The organism is Phyllobacterium sp. 628 (assembly GCF_014189505.1).
Taxonomy (GTDB): domain Bacteria; phylum Pseudomonadota; class Alphaproteobacteria; order Rhizobiales; family Rhizobiaceae; genus Phyllobacterium.
This window is the reverse complement of the sequence record NZ_CP050301.1, coordinates 3325045-3340427: the sequence shown is the minus strand read 5'-3', so window position 1 is coordinate 3340427 and position 15383 is coordinate 3325045. Positions and strand designations below refer to the sequence as shown.

Sequence of the window (15383 nt, the reverse complement as noted above, 5' to 3'; positions counted from 1 at the left end):
CCGATGTTCGGTATTGCAGAAGGAACCGTCATTCCAATCAAAAATGCTGTCGTCCGCGTAGAAGCGGGTCTGCTCGGTTATGACGTGCAGCACCGCGCTGAGATCGCCGCCAATTGGGCACGCGAGAGTGCGGCCAATCCTTCGCTTTTTGATGGCTCTTTCTTCATGGCTGTACAGGCGGATATTGCTGACGACGTGTTTCAGGCGATCTATAAACGCACGACATTTGCGACGATGATGCACTGGAAGCGGAATACCTCCACTGACAAGCCATGGCACATATTCAGTGTCGGCGTCATCGTTTCAAGCGACAACAAGCTGATCGCGGGGCAAATGGGACAGACGACCTCGGTGGCAGGCCGTGTTTATTTCCCCGCCGGGTCTTTCGATCAGAATGATCTGGTCGGTGATCGACTGGATTTTGATGGGAATGCGGTTCGCGAAGTCGCTGAAGAAACCGGGCTTGATCTGATTCAAGCGTCAAGGCGGGACGAAATGGCGTATCTTGTGACGGCCAACCGAAGCATTGCCGTCTTCCGGCGTTATTATTTTTCGCAAACCGCAGATGAACTGCTTGCCTCGATCCGTGCTACAATCGCCTCACAAGCGGATCCCGAGCTTGATGATGTGCGCGCCGTGGCGGCGGCAGGTGAAATGGGCGAAGCGACGCCCCGGACGTTCAGCACCTTTGCCAACTGGCATTTTCGCTGACGGCAATGTCACCGTCACAAGGTTTGGCTTGAACCAGTCCCGTCAGGCTTTACCTTCGCCTCAGTTTTGATGAGGAGCGATAAAAATGACCGGCCGATTTTATCAAGTCTATGATGTCTTTACCGACGAGGTTCTGACAGGAAATCCTTTGGCGGTCGTTCACGACTCCGCAGGTCTTGACGACGCGGCCATGCAGAAAATCGCAGGTGAATTCAATCTTTCGGAGACCGTCTTCGTCCTGCCTGCTCAAAATCCTGCGCATACGGCAAAGATTCGGATTTTTACCCCCGATTATGAGATGCCCTTGGCCGGTCATCCAACCGTGGGATCGGCCGTGGCTCTTGTGCAAAGGCGCTTTCCGGATGTTTCGGAAGATCAGGAAGCGCTGATCATTCTGGAAGAAAATGTTGGGCCCGTCCGCTGCGGCGTGAAACTGACCAAGGACGCAGCTTTTGCCGAATTCGATCTGCCCAAATTGCCGCAACAGGTCGCGTACAATTACGACCAGATAGGTATCGCAAATGCCTTGCGGCTGGAACCGGGGGATATCGGGTTCGAAAACCATGTTCCGACCATTTGGGACGCCGGTGTGCCTTATCTGCTGATTCCAATTCACGGACTGGATGCAGCGGGGCGTATTCGAATCAATCAGGAGGCCATGCGAGAGATTGCGCCAAGGATTGGCCACAGACAGCTGCCCATCTATGTCTATTGCCGCGAAACGACACTGCGTGACAGCAATTTTCATGCGCGCATGTTTGTCAGCGATGAGGGGACCTATGAAGACCCGGCCACGGGTTCAGCCACGGCCGCCTTTGCCGGTGCCATTCATCATTTTGACCAGCCACTTGATGGATCATTGCGGCTTTGGCTCGAGCAGGGGCAGGAAATGGGACGTGCATCGCGCCTTCGGCTTGAGCTGGATATTGTCGACCAGAAGTTCACCGGCGGACGTATTGGCGGCTCGGCGGTGAAGACGGCCGAGGGCCAGCTTTTCGTTTGACGAACTTTAATGGCCTGTTCTGTTCATAGCCGACATAAAGTTTTGAAGAAGGGCTGGACAGGCTGGATTTGCCCCGTTATAGAGCCCCCACCTTCGGTCGTCACAACGGCTGACGGGCACATAGCTCAGTTGGTAGAGCAGCTGACTCTTAATCAGCGGGTCGTAGGTTCGATCCCTACTGTGCCCACCATTTCTTTGAAAAAAGGGCCGCATGGCCCTTTTTCTTGTTCGCACGGCAAACATCATCTGCCCAACTGCTAGAGGAGACTTTCCATGAGCATTCGTCGTATTGAAGCCGGTCCACGCATGAGCCAGGCCGTAATCCATGGCAACACCGTTTATCTCGCAGGTCAGGTAGGAACACCGGGCAAGAGCGTCACCGAACAGACCAAGGATGTTCTGGCTTCGGTCGAGCGTTTGCTCAAGGAAGCCGGTTCCGACAAGTCCAAGCTGCTGCAGGCCATTATCTGGATGGCGGACATGAAGGACTTCGCCGAGATGAATGCTGTCTGGGATGCATGGGTTGACCCGGCAAACACACCAGCACGCGCGACCGGTGAAGCCAAGCTGGCTACGCCTGATTACAAGGTCGAAATCATCATCACGGCAGCAATCTGATTCTTCGGGCATTTGCCCTGAGGACGTGATGTTGTGAAAAGAATGCAGTCATTCTGGTAGAAATCATCAGATTTACCGAGATGATTTGCAGGACTTCCAAGCAAATCGGCTTGGATGCACTGGATTTTTAGCGCGGGAATGAATAAAGTCCGCGCTTCTCCGGATTGCCGTTGTGGTAATTCATCAAACGCTTGTCTGATTGTGGTTGATAGACCGCAAGACGAGGCAAGCATGGGTAAGGAAAACGATTGCAAGTTCTCGTCCGTGATAACAATGTTGAACAGGCCCTTCGGGTTCTGAAAAAGAAGATGCAGCGCGAAGGTCTCTTTCGCGAAATGAAGGCGCGCCAGGCTTTTGAAAAGCCATCCGAGCGCCGTGTCCGTGAAAAAGCTGAAGCCGTTAGCCGCGCCCGCAAGGCTGCACGCAAGCAGGCTCAGCGCGAAGGTCTGCTTCCTGGTCCAAAGAAGAAGGAACGGGTTGCCCGTCCAGCTTCCGCCGGTGGCGATTTCAACAACCGATAATCAATGACCGGCGACGCCGGTTTTTGTAAAACGCGACAGAACCCGCACAGCCACGCTGGAGCGGGTTTCGTTTTATGAAAATTCGGCCGCAAGTGCCCGGTTCACTTCCGTATTACCCGGTTTCAAAAAAGTGCCTTCTTGTGCGCGCCACCACGGCACGCCTATTCATGAACCATCGTGTTCAAGCCTTATGGAGACCCGTGAATGGCACCGAAACTGAATATCGTCCACGTCAGCACCCGCCCGGGCCGGGCAGGACAGCCTGTTTCAAAGTGGTTCTATGATTTCGTCAAACAGGATGGCCGGTTCGAGCCGGTTCTGATTGATCTTGCTGATCTCAACCTGCCGATTTTCGATGAACCGAACCATCCTCGGGCCAAGAAATACGAGCATGCGCATACGAAGAAATGGAGCGCACTCATCGAATCCGGCGATGCAACCGTTTTCGTCACGCCAGAATATGATTACTTTGCCCCGCCATCCCTGACCAATGCGATCATCTATCTCTGGCAGGAATGGAACTACAAACCGGTTGGTTTTGTCAGCTATGGCGGTGTGTCCGGCGGCTTGCGTTCGGTCGAATCGGTCAAGGGTCTGTTGGTGGGATTGCGGGCGGTTCCGATTCCGGAGGGTGTTCCGGTTCCGGCGTTTCAGCAGTTCATCAATGATGAAGGCGTGTTTCAGGCCAACGAACTGGTGACAACCGGTGCCAATACGATGACCGGTGAATTGCTCAAGTGGAGCAATGCCTTGAAGCCTTTGCGGCTTCCTGATTCTTGAGTGGCATCCCGGCTTTGCCAGGGTGCCGCGACATATGGGTCTTTCGATCCGCTTGACAAATGGCGGGTCGGAAGCTCAATTTAAGACATTCACCAGGGGGGTCCCGACAAGGGGCTGATATTCTGCTGGCTTTCGCAGCGCAGTGACCCGTTGAACCTGATCCAGTTCATACTGGCGTAGGGACGGTGCGAAAGTCATGCGAGTCTGCCTCGGCACATCATCCGTATTCGGATTCGCAATCTCTTTTCATCCTTCCGGCACAGAACTGGGTTTCCACGCTTAACAGCTAAGGAGCCTGATGATGACCGCAATTACCCCGACCGTTTCGGCAGGACCACTGCCCGCGTCGATCAAAATATACAAACCCGGACATATCCATCCGGATATACGCGTCCCGTTACGCCAGATATCCGTGCATCCGACCTCCGGTGAGCCGCCGGTGACAGTGTATGACTCGTCCGGGCCGTACACGGATGCAAATGCGGCTATCGATATCGCCAAAGGCCTGCCGCGTATCCGGGAAAGCTGGCTTGCTCACAATAATGATCTGGCTGCCTATGACGGGCGCCATATTAAAATCGAAGACAATGGATTTGTGACCGGTGATCGTCTGACGCCGGAATTTCCGGTTCGCAATCGTCCGCTCAAAGCAAAGGACGGAAAAGCCGTCACGCAACTTGCCTATGCCCGCGCGGGTATCATCACGCCGGAAATGGAGTTTGTAGCGATCCGCGAAAATCTCGGGCGGGAAGCGGCCCGTGCCAAGCTGGAGCGCGACGGCAATTCCTTTGGTGCATCAGTTCCCGACTACGTTACCCCCGAGTTTGTCCGCGAAGAGATTGCACGGGGCAGGGCGATCATTCCAGCCAACGTCAATCACCCTGAGCTGGAGCCTATGATTATTGGCCGCAACTTTCTGGTGAAAATCAACGCCAATATCGGCAACTCGGCAGTTACTTCCTCCATGGCGGAGGAAGTGGAGAAGATGGTCTGGGCGATCCGTTGGGGTGGCGATACGGTCATGGACCTCTCCACCGGCCGTAATATCCACAACATCCGCGAATGGATCATCCGCAATGCGCCGGTTCCGATCGGCACGGTGCCGCTGTATCAGGCGCTGGAGAAGGTTGGCGGCATTGCCGAAGACCTGACATGGGAAGTCTACCGCGATACGCTGATCGAGCAGGCGGAGCAGGGCGTCGATTATTTCACCATCCATGCGGGTGTACGGTTGCACTACATCCCGCTGACTGTGGAGCGGGTCACCGGCATTGTATCGCGTGGCGGTTCGATCATGGCCAAATGGTGCCTGCATCACCACCGCGAAAGCTTTCTCTATGAGCATTTCGAGGAAATCTGCGACATCTGCCGTGCCTATGATGTGAGTTTCTCGCTCGGTGACGGCCTGCGCCCCGGTTCGATCGCTGATGCCAATGACGCGGCCCAATTTGCCGAACTGGAGACGCTTGGCGAGCTCACGCAGATCGCGTGGGCCAAAGACTGTCAGGTGATGATCGAAGGCCCCGGTCATGTGCCGATGCACAAGATCAAAGCCAACATGGACAAACAGCTTGCGGTGTGCGGCGAGGCGCCTTTTTACACGCTGGGACCGCTCACCACGGACATCGCGCCGGGTTATGACCATATCACCTCCGGTATCGGTGCAGCGATGATTGGCTGGTTCGGTACTGCCATGCTTTGTTATGTGACGCCGAAGGAGCATCTCGGACTGCCGAACCGTGATGATGTGAAGATAGGCGTGATCACCTACAAGATCGCGGCTCATGCGGCCGATCTGGCAAAAGGCCATCCGGCTGCGCAGGTGCGGGACGATGCCCTGTCACGGGCGCGCTTCGAGTTTCGCTGGGAAGATCAGTTCAACCTGTCGCTCGATCCGGAGACAGCGCGGCTGTTCCACGATGAAACGCTGCCGAAGGAGGCCCACAAAGTTGCGCATTTCTGTTCGATGTGCGGGCCAAAATTCTGCTCGATGCGGATTTCGCATGACATTCGCGCCGAAGCGCAGAAAGAGGGCATGACAGCCATGGCAGAAAAGTTCCGCCAGGGCGGCGAACTCTACATGCCGCTGAAGTCTGAAAAAGCAGCGCTCGCAGCATCGGGTGACGATTTCTGATGCATGTGCTCGTAAAAGGCGCTGGCGTGGCGGGTTTGACAGCCGCCCACGAACTGATGGCGGGAGGTGCGGCAGTAACGGTGCACGACCCCCGCCGGGACAAGTCCGTGACTGCCTCGTGGTATGCGGGCGGTATGCTTGCGCCTTATTGCGAACGCGAGAGCGCTGACCAGCCCGTGCTCGGTCTGGGTCTGAAAGCCGCGGCTTGGTGGGAAAGCGTTCTGCCCGGCGCTGTCGTCAGGAATGGCACACTGGTTCTGGCACCGGCACGTGACAGTGGAGAGCTGGGACGTTTTGGCTCGAGAACGTCGGGGTTTGTCAATGTCGATGCGGAGGAACTGGCAGATATCGAGCCTGATCTTGCCGGACGTTTCCGCAAGGGTCTGTTCTTTAGGGGAGAGGCTCATCTTGATCCGCGCCAAGCTCTGATTGCGCTTGAAGCCAAGCTTGTTTTATCAGGCGTGCGTTTCCAGACCAATCCGACGCCTAACCGAGACGGTGAGTTCGATTTCGTTATCGATTGTACCGGCTATTCACGAACAAATCAGGCGTTGCGCGGGGTACGCGGCGAGATGCTGTTGCTGCAAACCAGTGACGTGACGCTGTCGCGGCCAGTACGCCTGCTGCATCCGCGTTTCCCCGTCTATATCGTTCCGCGTTCCGGCCAGATGTTTATGGTCGGCGCGACAATGATCGAGAGCGACGCAACCGGGCCGATCACCGCGCGCTCCATGATGGAATTGCTCAACGCGGCCTACAGTCTGCACCCGGCTTTCGGCGAAGCGGTAATCGTAGAAACGGGCGTCGGCGTGAGACCCGCTTATACGGATAATTTTCCGCGTGTAGAGCAAGAGGGCAATGTGATCCGTATCAACGGTTTATATCGCCATGGATTCTTGCTTGCGCCAGCCATGGCGATGCGGGCAGCGGCGATGGTTTTTGAACAGGAGAAGGTGAATTGACTATGAAACTCACGGTGAACGGTGAGGAACAAGAGGTCACCTCGCAAACGCTGAGCGAATTGCTGGGCGAACTTGAATATGAAGGCGACTGGCTTGCGACAGCACTCAATGGGGAACTGGTGAGCGCATCCGTCCGTCCGGCCTGCAATCTCAAAGATGGCGACAGGGTGGAAATTTTGACCCCCCGGCAGGGAGGCTGAGCAATGCTGAGTGTATACGGCAAGGAATTATCATCGCGATTGTTGCTCGGAACCGCGCAATATCCTTCGCCAGCGATCCTGATGGAGGCTGTGACGGCTTCGGAAACCAAGGTTGTTACGGTTTCGCTGCGCCGTGAGATGGCGGGCGGTAAATCGGGGGACAAGTTCTGGTCACTCATCCAGTCGCTCGGAGTGCACGTTCTGCCGAACACTGCAGGTTGTCATACCGTCAAGGAAGCGGTGCTGACGGCACAAATGGCCCGGGACATTTTCAAAACGGACTGGATCAAACTCGAAGTCATCGGCAATCATGACACCTTGCAACCCGACGTCTTCGCGCTGGTGGAAGCAGCGCGAATTTTGTCGGAAGATGGGTTCAAGGTTTTCCCCTACACGACAGACGATTTGATTGTGGCGGAGCGATTGCTTGAGGCTGGATGCGAAGTCCTGATGCCATGGTGCGCACCTATTGGTTCGGCCCTGGGGCCGCTCAATCTTCATGCCTTGCGCGCATTGCGGGGGCATTTCCCGGATGTTCCAATGGTCATTGATGCGGGATTGGGTAGACCGTCACACGCTGCAACGGTGATGGAATTGGGCTTTGATGCAATCTTGCTCAATACGGCGGTGGCCAAAGCCGGAGATCCGGTTGCAATGGCTGCTGCTTTCGCGATGGCCGCCAAAGCTGGAAACATTGCCTATCACGCGGGTATGCTGGAGCCACGCGATGTTGCGGTGCCATCGACGCCGGTCATCGGGAAAGCTGTTTTTACGTGAGGGGAGACTGAACCCTGCCGCCTCGTTACTTGGGTTTGGTTGCAACAGCATGGAGCCACTCGGTCGGCTCATTGTCATAGCCGCTGCCCATCAAGGACGTGATGGCAATGTCCTGCCAGCGGTGGTCCTGATAGGCCTCACGCAGCCAATCCGGCGAAGGATAATTGAAGTAGCGGCCGAATTTGTCCCGGCCTTCGGCGGCGCCTGCCTTGAAGCTGGCAAAGAATTTGCCGCCGGGTTTCAGGGCGCGGTGAATATGGTTGATAATATCGGGCAGGGCGCTGCGCGGCACATGCAAGAGACAGGCGCTTGCCCAAACTCCGTCATATGCGCTTTCAGCGGCAATATCCTGAAACTGCAGAACGCTGACAGGAATGCCGAGGCGTTTTTGTGCTTCAGCTGCAATTTCCGGCGATCCGTCGGTCGGTGTGACAAGGAAGCCATTTTTCAGCATATGTGCGGTGTCATCCCCGCCACCGCAGCCAAGCTCAAGGATGGCTGCGTTTGGGGCAAGAGTTGCAGATAGGTGTCGAGATGGTCAAAGGAGCGTGCTTGCGACTGATTGGCATAACGGACTGCCTCATCGGCGTAGAATGCCAGCGTTTCAGGGTCATTGGCGGTCATGAGTTCCTCGACGTAGATTGATGGACTGTACTCGTATTTGTTGCGTGGTTCGACAAGCTTGTCTGTTTGAAGTGTGTATACTGGCTTGGTCCACGTGCCCATTGACGGCACGTGGACCGATGGACCTGAGGCCGTTTCGACAGCCGGACGTTTGCCAGTCCGATGGTGAGCAAGGCCCGGTCCTTCGATGACACCCGAACAGTTGCCAGGGGCATCGACCCCGCATGACAAGCCAGGGGTTTTCATCATGACACAGTTTACGCGTTTTGTCGGCATCGATGTGAGCAAGGCTTACCTCGATCTGCATTGTTTGCCTGATGGGCTGGAACTGCGGGTGCCCAACAGCCGCGCAGGCGTTGGTCTTTTGCTGCAGCGCATCGGTGTGCTGGAAGGGGTTGCCTTTGGCTGTGAAGCCACAGGCGGTTATGAGGATTGCCTGCTGATTGTGCTGGGTGAAGCTGGCATGGCAGCCTATTGCCTGCATCCTTCCGATGTGCGCTCCCATAGCCGCCTGACGGGCCGGCGGGCCAAGACGGACCGGCTGGATGCGATCGCCATTGCCCGGGCACTGCAGGTTGCCGTTGCCACCCGCAAACCGGCGATCCGGTCCACAACCATGAGCGCCATCAAAGAGTTGACGACATTGCGCCGCCGGTTGATTGCCGGACTGAGTGAGCTGAAAAGCCACGAGGCGCGCATGGGCGATGCGGATGCTGCCAGCATCATTGGCGTGTTGATGGACCAGCACATCAAAGCCATCAAGACACTGGAAGCACATATACGCAGCGCCATAGCCCGCAATCCCGCACAGGCACAAACGGCAAGGCGCATCGCCTCGATGCCGGGAGCCGGTCCCGTCCTGACCGCCGAACTCATCGGCTCCATGCCCGAGCTTGGCACGCTATCCAGCCGTCAGGCGGCCAGCCTGACCGGCGTTGCTCCGCATCCGCGCCAATCGGGAAACAGCAGCCGCAGCGGAAAGTGCCAGGGCGGACGGGCAGGCATCCGCCGCGTCCTCTATATGGCATCCTTAAGCGTCATACGTTGCGCAAAACACCCGCTCGCCGCCTTCTATCAAAGGCTCAGAGCCAACGGAAAGCCCTTCAAACTGGCCATTGTCGCACTCATGCGAAAGCTCATCGTCACCCTCAACGCAATGATCAAAAACCAAACAGATTGGCAACCAAACATTCAAACATAAACACAGTTGCTCACCATGAGGGAAAGTGAAGATTGCAAGGAGCCATATCCTGCAATCTTTCCGGTTAACCTTTCAGCCGCACTCTCCCTCATGGTGAGCTTGTCGAACCACGCGCCACTCAAATCCGGCACCAATCCCGTTTGAAAAATCAGCTGTCCAGCACCGCAGGCAATTTGCCATTGCCGCCATAGGCGAGGCAATCGGCAATAGTTGTCTTGTCCAGCACGCCGCGCGTCACATTGGCGACTTCGCTGAAAACATGGCGGATTTCGCAATTGTCTTCGCTTTCGCAATCCTCGCAACGGCGATAAGCAATCTTGCTCAGGCAAGGCAGTGGCGCAATCGGCCCGTCGATCAGGCGCAGGACTTCGCCAAAGGTAATATCCTCCGCCGGTTTGAGCAGCAAATAGCCGCCCATCTTACCGCGGCGGCTCATCACGATGCCCTGATGTTTCAGGTCGAGCAGAATTTGCTCAAGAAACTTCTTTGGAATGTTCTGCTCTTCCGCGATGTCCGAAATGAACAGAGCTTTTTCGGCGTCAGCCCGTGCCAGAACGACCAGCGCCCTGAGAGCATATTTGGCTTTTTGCGATATCATTTTCTTTGCCTGACTACCGTATGTGATGCAGTCATAGTCCCTCGCGTGACATTTTCTAGTACAAAAATGTTAAAAAATTGAGTTTTTTGAAGGCGGGCGAATGTCTTAAAAATGGCCGTTAAGGCTCTGAAAAATAATAATTCATTAAGAATTAAGCTCCGAAGAAGTTTCGAAAGCGTTAAAACCAATACACGATTAAACAGGTAGTGATTGTTGACAAATTTTTTCAACCGGTCATCATTGAGTATCGGTTGACCTCTCGAGGCAACTGCACTCTGCAACCCAATCGTTTATGGAGGTCGCAATGTACAGTGAAGTATCAGGCATTTTTAATCGGGCCGAACGCCTATGGCGTGAGGTATTCACCGCCGAAACTCTTGATGTCGATGCACGCGATCCGAAGAAACGCGATAGTGACGAGGCTTCCGCCAAGCGTCATCGCAACTGGACCGAGGAAGATTTCCTCTGGTGCTGGCAGCATCGCGGCTTCTGGTAAGACCGCATTCTTTCTCGACATACTGCCTCGCGCTTTGGCGAGGTAGAAACGGGTTGCGTTCCTGACGCCTTTTCAGGGGCGGATATTTCATTTTAGACATTTATTGGAATAAAGTTTTAGCACGAAGGCAATTGTTGGAACGTCAATTCTTCCGCTCCCGGAAAATTGACGGCATTCTCAGAAAAAATATCCGTTCTCCTATGAAATCGTCGGGTGGGATGGGGCTGGGTCAATAATGACAGTGCGAGCCGTGCTGTCTGCTTGGGAGAATGCAATGAAGAAACTGTTCCTCTACGCCACGGTTGCGCTGGCGCTTGGTCTTGGACCTGTGAAGGCGGCCGAGCCGACGGATATTCTCAATGTATCCTACGATGTTTCGCGCGAGCTTTATGAGCAGATCAACAAAGCGTTCAACGCAGCGTACAAAAAGGAGACGGGTAAAGACATCACGGTCAACCAATCGCATGCTGGCTCTTCAAAACAGGCGCGGTCCATTCTTGAAGGTCTGGAAGCTGACGTCGTGACGTTTAATCAGGTGACGGATGTTCAGGTCCTGCACGACAAGGGCAACTTTATCCCTGCCGACTGGCAGTCACGTCTGCCGAACAAATCCTCGCCCTATTATTCCTTTCCGGCGTTTCTGGTTCGCGCAGGTAATCCGAAGCATATCAAGAACTGGGATGATCTGGTTCGCGACGACGTGAAAGTGATTTTCCCCAATCCCAAGACATCGGGCAATGCGCGCTATACCTATCTTGCTGCCTATGCCTATGCGCTTGAAGCCTTCAACAAGGATGATGCAAAGGCGCAGGAATTCGTCAAGAAGCTGTTCGCCAATGTTCCGGTCTTCGATACCGGCGGCCGTGCGGCAACCACAACTTTCGCCGAACGCGGCATCGGCGATGTGTTGATCACCTTCGAAGCGGAAGTGCTTGGTACACGCAAACAATTGGGCGAAACCAAATATGATGCAATTGTTCCGCCCGTCAGTTTGCTGGCCGAATTCCCGGTGACTGTTGTCGACAAAGTGGTCGATAAGCGCGGATCAAGGGCCATTGCAGAGAGTTATCTGAAGTTTCTCTACACGCCGGAGGGGCAGGATATTCTGGCCCAGAATTTCAACCGGGTGAACGACGAGACCGTCAAAGCGAAATATGCAGCGCAGTTTCCCGCAACGCGTCTGGTGACGGTCGAGGATGTGTTCGGTGGTTGGGATAAATTGTCGAAAGAACATTTTGCCGAAGGCGGCATTCTCGACAAGGTTTTCACCAAGCGTTGATTTGAAATTTGAACAGGAGAACGGCGCAGTGTTGAAGCTGCGCCGCATTCTTTTCAACCCTTGCTTGCTTTCGCGGGAGCAGGCCTTAGAAACTGACCATGTCATTGTTTTCAAAATCCAGTCAGCGAGGAATATTGCCGGGGTTCAGCCTGACCCTTGGGGTAACTTTGCTGTATTTTACGATCATTGTTGCGCTGCCATTGCTGGCGATGCTGTACAAATCATTCAATCTTGGCTGGCCGGAATTCTGGACGATTATTTCTTCCGAGCGGGCGCTTGCAACCTATCGGATCACCGTCGGGGCGGCGGCGCTCGCAACCCTGTTCAACGCATTGTTCGGCCTCCTGTTGGCTTGGGTGCTTGTCCGCTATGATTTTCCGGGCAGGCGCTTGCTTGATGCGGTAATTGATCTGCCATTTGCCCTGCCCACGGCGGTTGCCGGCCTTGCTCTTGTGACGGTATTTTCCGCCAATGGCTGGTTTGGCCAGTTTCTTGAACCTCTTGGCATCAAGGTTGCCTACGCGCCGCTCGGGATCGCGCTTGCCATGATGTTCACCAGTATCTCCTTCGTCGTCCGTACGGTCCAGCCGGTGCTGGAGGACGTTGCGCTTGATGTTGAAGAGGCGGCCCGATCGCTCGGCGCCACGAACTGGCAGATATTTGCCAAAGTCATTTGGCCAGCTATTTTCCCGGCATTCATTGCCGGTTGCAGCCTGTCATTCGCCCGTAGTCTTGGCGAGTTCGGGGCAATTGTTTTCATCTCGGGAAACTTACCATTTGAAACCGAGGTCATGTCGTTGCTGGTTTTCATCAGGCTTGACGAATATGACTATCCGGCAGCGGCGGCGCTCGCGACGGTGATGCTGGTTATGGCGTTCCTCATGCTCTTTATCACAAATTCCATCCAAGCCTGGCAGCTCCGTTATGCAGACCGCAACTGATCTCGGCGCACCAGCTGTCCAAGCGCAATCCTCGCGGCGTCATGGCCAGCAACCCGGACGGCTGTCGCATTGGCTGTTGATCGTGTCGGCCATCGTTCTGTCTGCGCTTTTCATCGGTGTGCCGATAGCGGTGATCTTCACCTACGCATTGCGTGAAGGCGTTGCCGTCTATTTCACGCAGATCACCCAGCCCGCTACGGTCCATGCCGTCTGGCTGACCGTGTTGACAGCCCTTGTCGTCGTGCCGATCAATATGATCTTCGGCATCTGCGTGGCATGGCTGGTGACGCGTTTCCGCTTTCCGGGGCGGGGATTGCTGATTACATTTGTCGAGATACCGTTTTCCGTATCGCCGATTGTTGCAGGTGTGACCTATCTCTTTCTCTACGGCAGTCAGGGTCTGCTCGGACCATTGCTGGAAACCTACGACATCAAGATCATGTTTACGGTCCCGGCAATCTTTCTCGTCAGCCTGTTTGTCACGAGCCCCTTTGTCGCACGCGAGCTCATCCCTCTGATGCAAGCGCAGGGCAGCGAGGATGAGGAAGCTGCCATCACCCTTGGTGCGACCGGGTTGCAAACCTTCTTCTATGTAACACTGCCCAATATTCGCTGGGCCCTGCTTTACGGCGCTGTGCTTTGCAATGCGCGCGTGATGGGCGAGTTCGGTGCGGTGTCGGTGGTGTCCGGCGCTATTCGTGGCCAGACAAACACGCTGCCATTGCAGATTGAACTGCTGTTCAACGACTACAATGTAACCGGCGCGTTTGCCGCCTCATCGACCCTGGCATTGATTGCGGTGGTTACGCTCGTCCTGAAATATCTTCTGGAACGGAAGCAATCAGCCTAGATACAAATGCTTCAAGCGGCGCGCTGGGTGCGAAAAGAGTGGACCCGGCGGCGCATGGAGTCGGCCAGAATATAGCCCTCTCGCCACGAACCAAAGCCACTGGCGACGTTGATATGACCGGCGTTACGCATATCGACAAAGCCGGAGCCCCAGATTTCCGCCAGAGCCTGCGCTTTGTTGAAGGACATATAGGGGTCATCGCGGCTTGCCGCGACGATAGAGGGAAAACCAAAATCATGGCGGGGTAAAGGCGCGAAGCTGCGGAATTTCGAATCCTGCACGGCCATGCGCTCCGCATCTGCAGGTGCGACCAGAACAGCACCTGCGACGTGGGCCGCGGAAGGGCGACTGGCAAGATGGGCGACAAGAACGCATCCCAGGCTATGGGCAACAAGGATGGCGTTCGGCGTTTCCGAAATCGCAGCTTCCAGCACGTGCAACCATTGAGAAAGTACCGGGTTCTCCCAATCTTCCTGTTCAATGAGCCGGGCGGAATCGTCATCGGCCAGCCACTGCTGCTGCCAATGGCCTTTTTCAGAGCCGCGATATCCCGGAATTATCAATGTCGTCATCAGTGCTCATCCTTCCAATCTCGGGAGGAAATATTGAAGTCAGAGCCTGAAAATAGGTGTGCCGCCCCGTTCATTGAAGGAATAGGGCTCTAAAGTCAGAGAGGAATGGAAAATAATTCCAACGCCAAATTCTGGAATCGTGAAATCCACAAGAGCTTTTCTAGCTCTCGGTGTCCTTCTTGTACCAGCGCAGGAGCAATTGAGAACGCTCAAAGAACAGGACGACAAGCAGCGACAGAGCAAACGGGATCAACAGATAGAACAGGCGGAAGATGATAAGGGCCGCGAGTACATCAGCCTGATTCATATCCGGCAGGCCAGTCAGAAACACCAGTTCCAATACGCCAAGGCCACCCGGGGCATGGGAAATGAGCGCGGCGGAGAAAGAGATGAGGAAGATGCCGAGGATAATCAGGAAGCCCGGATTACCGGCTTCAGGCAGCGTAAAGTAAATGATGGCCGCTGCACCGATGAGTTCCAGTGGTCCAACAATCAATTGTTGAGCCACCACAGCGAGGCGCGGATATTCAAGGGTGAATTTGCGGATGCGCAATGGGCGCAACTGTAACCAGCTGCCGAAAACATAAAGACAGACAAATGCCAGAGCGCCAAACCCCAGGAGATAGCTGACGGACAGCGGCAGTTCGTCGTTGAATCGTTGCAGGATATCGGGCTCGAGCAGCAGCACAATGGCGCTGAGCGTGATCGTTCCGAGCATGAATGTGAACGAACAGAAGGCGATCAGCAGGGCGATTTCCGGGCCGCTCATTCCCTGCGAGGAATAGGCCCGGTAGCGGACAACGGCACCCGATATCATCGACGCGCCAATATTGTGCGAAAGCGCATAGGTGGTGAACGAACAAAGCGTAATAAACACCCAGGAAATTTTGCGCCTGAGATGCAAGAGAGCAATGCGATCGTATCCGGCAAGTGCAGCATAGGCGAGAAGCGAGGCGAGAGCAGCCAGAATCCAGCGATGTGTAGGGATTGCATAAAGGCTATGGATCACGTCATCCAGCGAAATGCTCCGCAGCTCCCGGTAGAGAAGCCATGCGGAGACACCAACTGCAGCCAGTCCGATCACTGGCCAAACGTAATCCTTTAATTTCATGCTCA

At 55.1% G+C, this 15383-nt stretch carries 19 protein-coding genes, 1 tRNA gene and 1 riboswitch; of the genes, 15 read left to right on the top strand and 5 right to left on the bottom strand.

What is annotated here, in order from left to right:
* Positions 1-3 precede the first annotated feature (3 nt).
* The 10 genes from HB779_RS18090 (at position 4) to HB779_RS18045 (ending at position 7706) form a co-directional block, all read left to right on the top strand.
* A complete protein-coding gene (locus tag HB779_RS18090; protein ID WP_188343635.1) occupies positions 4-711 on the top strand; it encodes an NUDIX hydrolase in 708 nt (235 codons plus the stop codon).
* 85 nt (positions 712-796) lie between these two features.
* Positions 797-1714 carry a PhzF family phenazine biosynthesis protein gene (locus HB779_RS18085; protein ID WP_188343634.1) on the top strand — a complete coding sequence of 306 codons (918 nt, stop codon included), beginning with the start codon at positions 797-799 and terminating at the stop codon, positions 1712-1714.
* Between the two features lie 114 nt (positions 1715-1828).
* Positions 1829-1904: transfer RNA gene (locus HB779_RS18080), tRNA-Lys, on the top strand.
* 83 nt (positions 1905-1987) lie between these two features.
* Positions 1988-2332 (top strand): RidA family protein, encoded by a 345-nt coding sequence (locus HB779_RS18075; RefSeq protein WP_188343633.1) that lies wholly within the window; start codon positions 1988-1990, stop codon positions 2330-2332.
* Between the two features lie 248 nt (positions 2333-2580).
* The gene (rpsU, locus tag HB779_RS18070; RefSeq protein ID WP_188343632.1) at positions 2581-2853 is read left to right on the top strand and encodes a 30S ribosomal protein S21; all 273 of its coding nucleotides are present in this window, start codon (positions 2581-2583) and stop codon (positions 2851-2853) included.
* A 204-nt stretch (positions 2854-3057) separates the two neighbouring features.
* Positions 3058-3633 (top strand): NADPH-dependent FMN reductase, encoded by a 576-nt coding sequence (locus HB779_RS18065; RefSeq protein WP_188343631.1) that lies wholly within the window; start codon positions 3058-3060, stop codon positions 3631-3633.
* A gap of 84 nt (positions 3634-3717) precedes the next feature.
* Positions 3718-3834: riboswitch (TPP riboswitch) on the top strand.
* Between the two features lie 100 nt (positions 3835-3934).
* A complete protein-coding gene (gene thiC / locus HB779_RS18060) occupies positions 3935-5767 on the top strand; it encodes a phosphomethylpyrimidine synthase ThiC (RefSeq protein ID WP_188343630.1) in 1833 nt (610 codons plus the stop codon).
* Entirely contained in the window at positions 5767-6729 is a 963-nt protein-coding gene (thiO, locus tag HB779_RS18055) for a glycine oxidase ThiO (protein WP_188343629.1), read from the top strand. Before thiC ends, thiO begins: the two co-directional genes overlap by 1 nt.
* 2 nt (positions 6730-6731) lie before the next feature.
* Complete coding sequence (gene thiS / locus HB779_RS18050; protein WP_188343628.1) at positions 6732-6929, top strand: sulfur carrier protein ThiS; 198 nt, start codon at positions 6732-6734, stop codon at positions 6927-6929.
* 3 nt (positions 6930-6932) lie between these two features.
* The gene (locus HB779_RS18045) at positions 6933-7706 is read left to right on the top strand and encodes a thiazole synthase (RefSeq protein ID WP_188343627.1); all 774 of its coding nucleotides are present in this window, start codon (positions 6933-6935) and stop codon (positions 7704-7706) included.
* Between the two features lie 25 nt (positions 7707-7731).
* Here the strand turns inward: HB779_RS18045 and HB779_RS18040 are convergent, their stop codons facing one another.
* Entirely contained in the window at positions 7732-8202 is a 471-nt protein-coding gene (locus HB779_RS18040; protein WP_371823939.1) for a class I SAM-dependent methyltransferase, read from the bottom strand.
* Complete coding sequence (locus tag HB779_RS25775; RefSeq protein ID WP_371823869.1) at positions 8154-8579, bottom strand: hypothetical protein; 426 nt, start codon at positions 8577-8579, stop codon at positions 8154-8156. Before HB779_RS25775 ends, HB779_RS18040 begins: the two co-directional genes overlap by 49 nt.
* Here HB779_RS25775 and HB779_RS18035 point away from each other — a divergent pair.
* Complete coding sequence (locus tag HB779_RS18035; RefSeq protein WP_188343404.1) at positions 8578-9531, top strand: IS110 family transposase; 954 nt, start codon at positions 8578-8580, stop codon at positions 9529-9531. The two genes, HB779_RS25775 and HB779_RS18035, sit on opposite strands and share 2 nt — an antisense overlap.
* 148 nt (positions 9532-9679) lie before the next feature.
* On the opposite strand, the gene HB779_RS18030 is transcribed toward HB779_RS18035, so the two are convergent.
* A complete protein-coding gene (locus HB779_RS18030; RefSeq protein ID WP_188343626.1) occupies positions 9680-10129 on the bottom strand; it encodes an Rrf2 family transcriptional regulator in 450 nt (149 codons plus the stop codon).
* Between the two features lie 304 nt (positions 10130-10433).
* Between HB779_RS18030 and HB779_RS18025 the strand changes: the two genes are divergently transcribed.
* The 4 genes from HB779_RS18025 to cysW all read left to right on the top strand — a co-directional run bounded on the left by HB779_RS18025 (position 10434) and on the right by cysW (position 13695).
* Positions 10434-10625, top strand: coding sequence for a hypothetical protein (locus tag HB779_RS18025; RefSeq protein WP_188343625.1), 192 nt, complete (start codon positions 10434-10436; stop codon positions 10623-10625).
* 274 nt (positions 10626-10899) lie between these two features.
* Complete coding sequence (locus HB779_RS18020) at positions 10900-11904, top strand: sulfate ABC transporter substrate-binding protein (RefSeq protein ID WP_188343624.1); 1005 nt, start codon at positions 10900-10902, stop codon at positions 11902-11904.
* Between the two features lie 98 nt (positions 11905-12002).
* Positions 12003-12845 (top strand): sulfate ABC transporter permease subunit CysT, encoded by an 843-nt coding sequence (cysT, locus tag HB779_RS18015; RefSeq protein WP_188343623.1) that lies wholly within the window; start codon positions 12003-12005, stop codon positions 12843-12845.
* Positions 12829-13695: a sulfate ABC transporter permease subunit CysW gene (cysW, locus tag HB779_RS18010; RefSeq protein ID WP_188343622.1), complete on the top strand. Its 867-nt coding sequence runs from the start codon at positions 12829-12831 to the stop codon at positions 13693-13695. Before cysT ends, cysW begins: the two co-directional genes overlap by 17 nt.
* Positions 13696-13706: 11 nt before the next feature.
* On the opposite strand, the gene HB779_RS18005 is transcribed toward cysW, so the two are convergent.
* On the bottom strand, positions 13707-14270 hold the full coding sequence (locus tag HB779_RS18005; RefSeq protein ID WP_188345995.1) for an alpha/beta hydrolase: 564 nt from the start codon (positions 14268-14270) through the stop codon (positions 13707-13709).
* Positions 14271-14427: 157 nt separating this feature from the next.
* Complete coding sequence (locus HB779_RS18000; RefSeq protein ID WP_188343621.1) at positions 14428-15378, bottom strand: lysylphosphatidylglycerol synthase domain-containing protein; 951 nt, start codon at positions 15376-15378, stop codon at positions 14428-14430.
* Between the last annotated feature and the right edge of the window lie 5 nt (positions 15379-15383).

Excerpts from the sequence above, each read along its gene's own strand:
- HB779_RS18085 (WP_188343634.1), top strand. The coding sequence starts at position 797 with ATGACCGGCCGATTTTATCAAGTCTATGATGTCTTTACCGACGAGGTT.
- HB779_RS18045 (WP_188343627.1), top strand. The coding sequence starts at position 6,933 with ATGCTGAGTGTATACGGCAAGGAATTATCATCGCGATTGTTGCTCGGA.
- HB779_RS18065 (WP_188343631.1), top strand. The coding sequence starts at position 3,058 with ATGGCACCGAAACTGAATATCGTCCACGTCAGCACCCGCCCGGGCCGG.
- HB779_RS18030 (WP_188343626.1), bottom strand. The coding sequence starts at position 10,129 with ATGATATCGCAAAAAGCCAAATATGCTCTCAGGGCGCTGGTCGTTCTG.
- HB779_RS25775 (WP_371823869.1), bottom strand. The coding sequence starts at position 8,579 with ATGATGAAAACCCCTGGCTTGTCATGCGGGGTCGATGCCCCTGGCAAC.
- HB779_RS18025 (WP_188343625.1), top strand. The coding sequence starts at position 10,434 with ATGTACAGTGAAGTATCAGGCATTTTTAATCGGGCCGAACGCCTATGG.
- thiO (WP_188343629.1), top strand. The coding sequence starts at position 5,767 with ATGCATGTGCTCGTAAAAGGCGCTGGCGTGGCGGGTTTGACAGCCGCC.
- HB779_RS18035 (WP_188343404.1), top strand. The coding sequence starts at position 8,578 with ATGACACAGTTTACGCGTTTTGTCGGCATCGATGTGAGCAAGGCTTAC.
- cysW (WP_188343622.1), top strand. The coding sequence starts at position 12,829 with ATGCAGACCGCAACTGATCTCGGCGCACCAGCTGTCCAAGCGCAATCC.
- HB779_RS18000 (WP_188343621.1), bottom strand. The coding sequence starts at position 15,378 with ATGAAATTAAAGGATTACGTTTGGCCAGTGATCGGACTGGCTGCAGTT.
- HB779_RS18020 (WP_188343624.1), top strand. The coding sequence starts at position 10,900 with ATGAAGAAACTGTTCCTCTACGCCACGGTTGCGCTGGCGCTTGGTCTT.
- cysT (WP_188343623.1), top strand. The coding sequence starts at position 12,003 with ATGTCATTGTTTTCAAAATCCAGTCAGCGAGGAATATTGCCGGGGTTC.
- thiS (WP_188343628.1), top strand. The coding sequence starts at position 6,732 with ATGAAACTCACGGTGAACGGTGAGGAACAAGAGGTCACCTCGCAAACG.
- thiC (WP_188343630.1), top strand. The coding sequence starts at position 3,935 with ATGACCGCAATTACCCCGACCGTTTCGGCAGGACCACTGCCCGCGTCG.
- HB779_RS18090 (WP_188343635.1), top strand. The coding sequence starts at position 4 with ATGTTCGGTATTGCAGAAGGAACCGTCATTCCAATCAAAAATGCTGTC.
- HB779_RS18075 (WP_188343633.1), top strand. The coding sequence starts at position 1,988 with ATGAGCATTCGTCGTATTGAAGCCGGTCCACGCATGAGCCAGGCCGTA.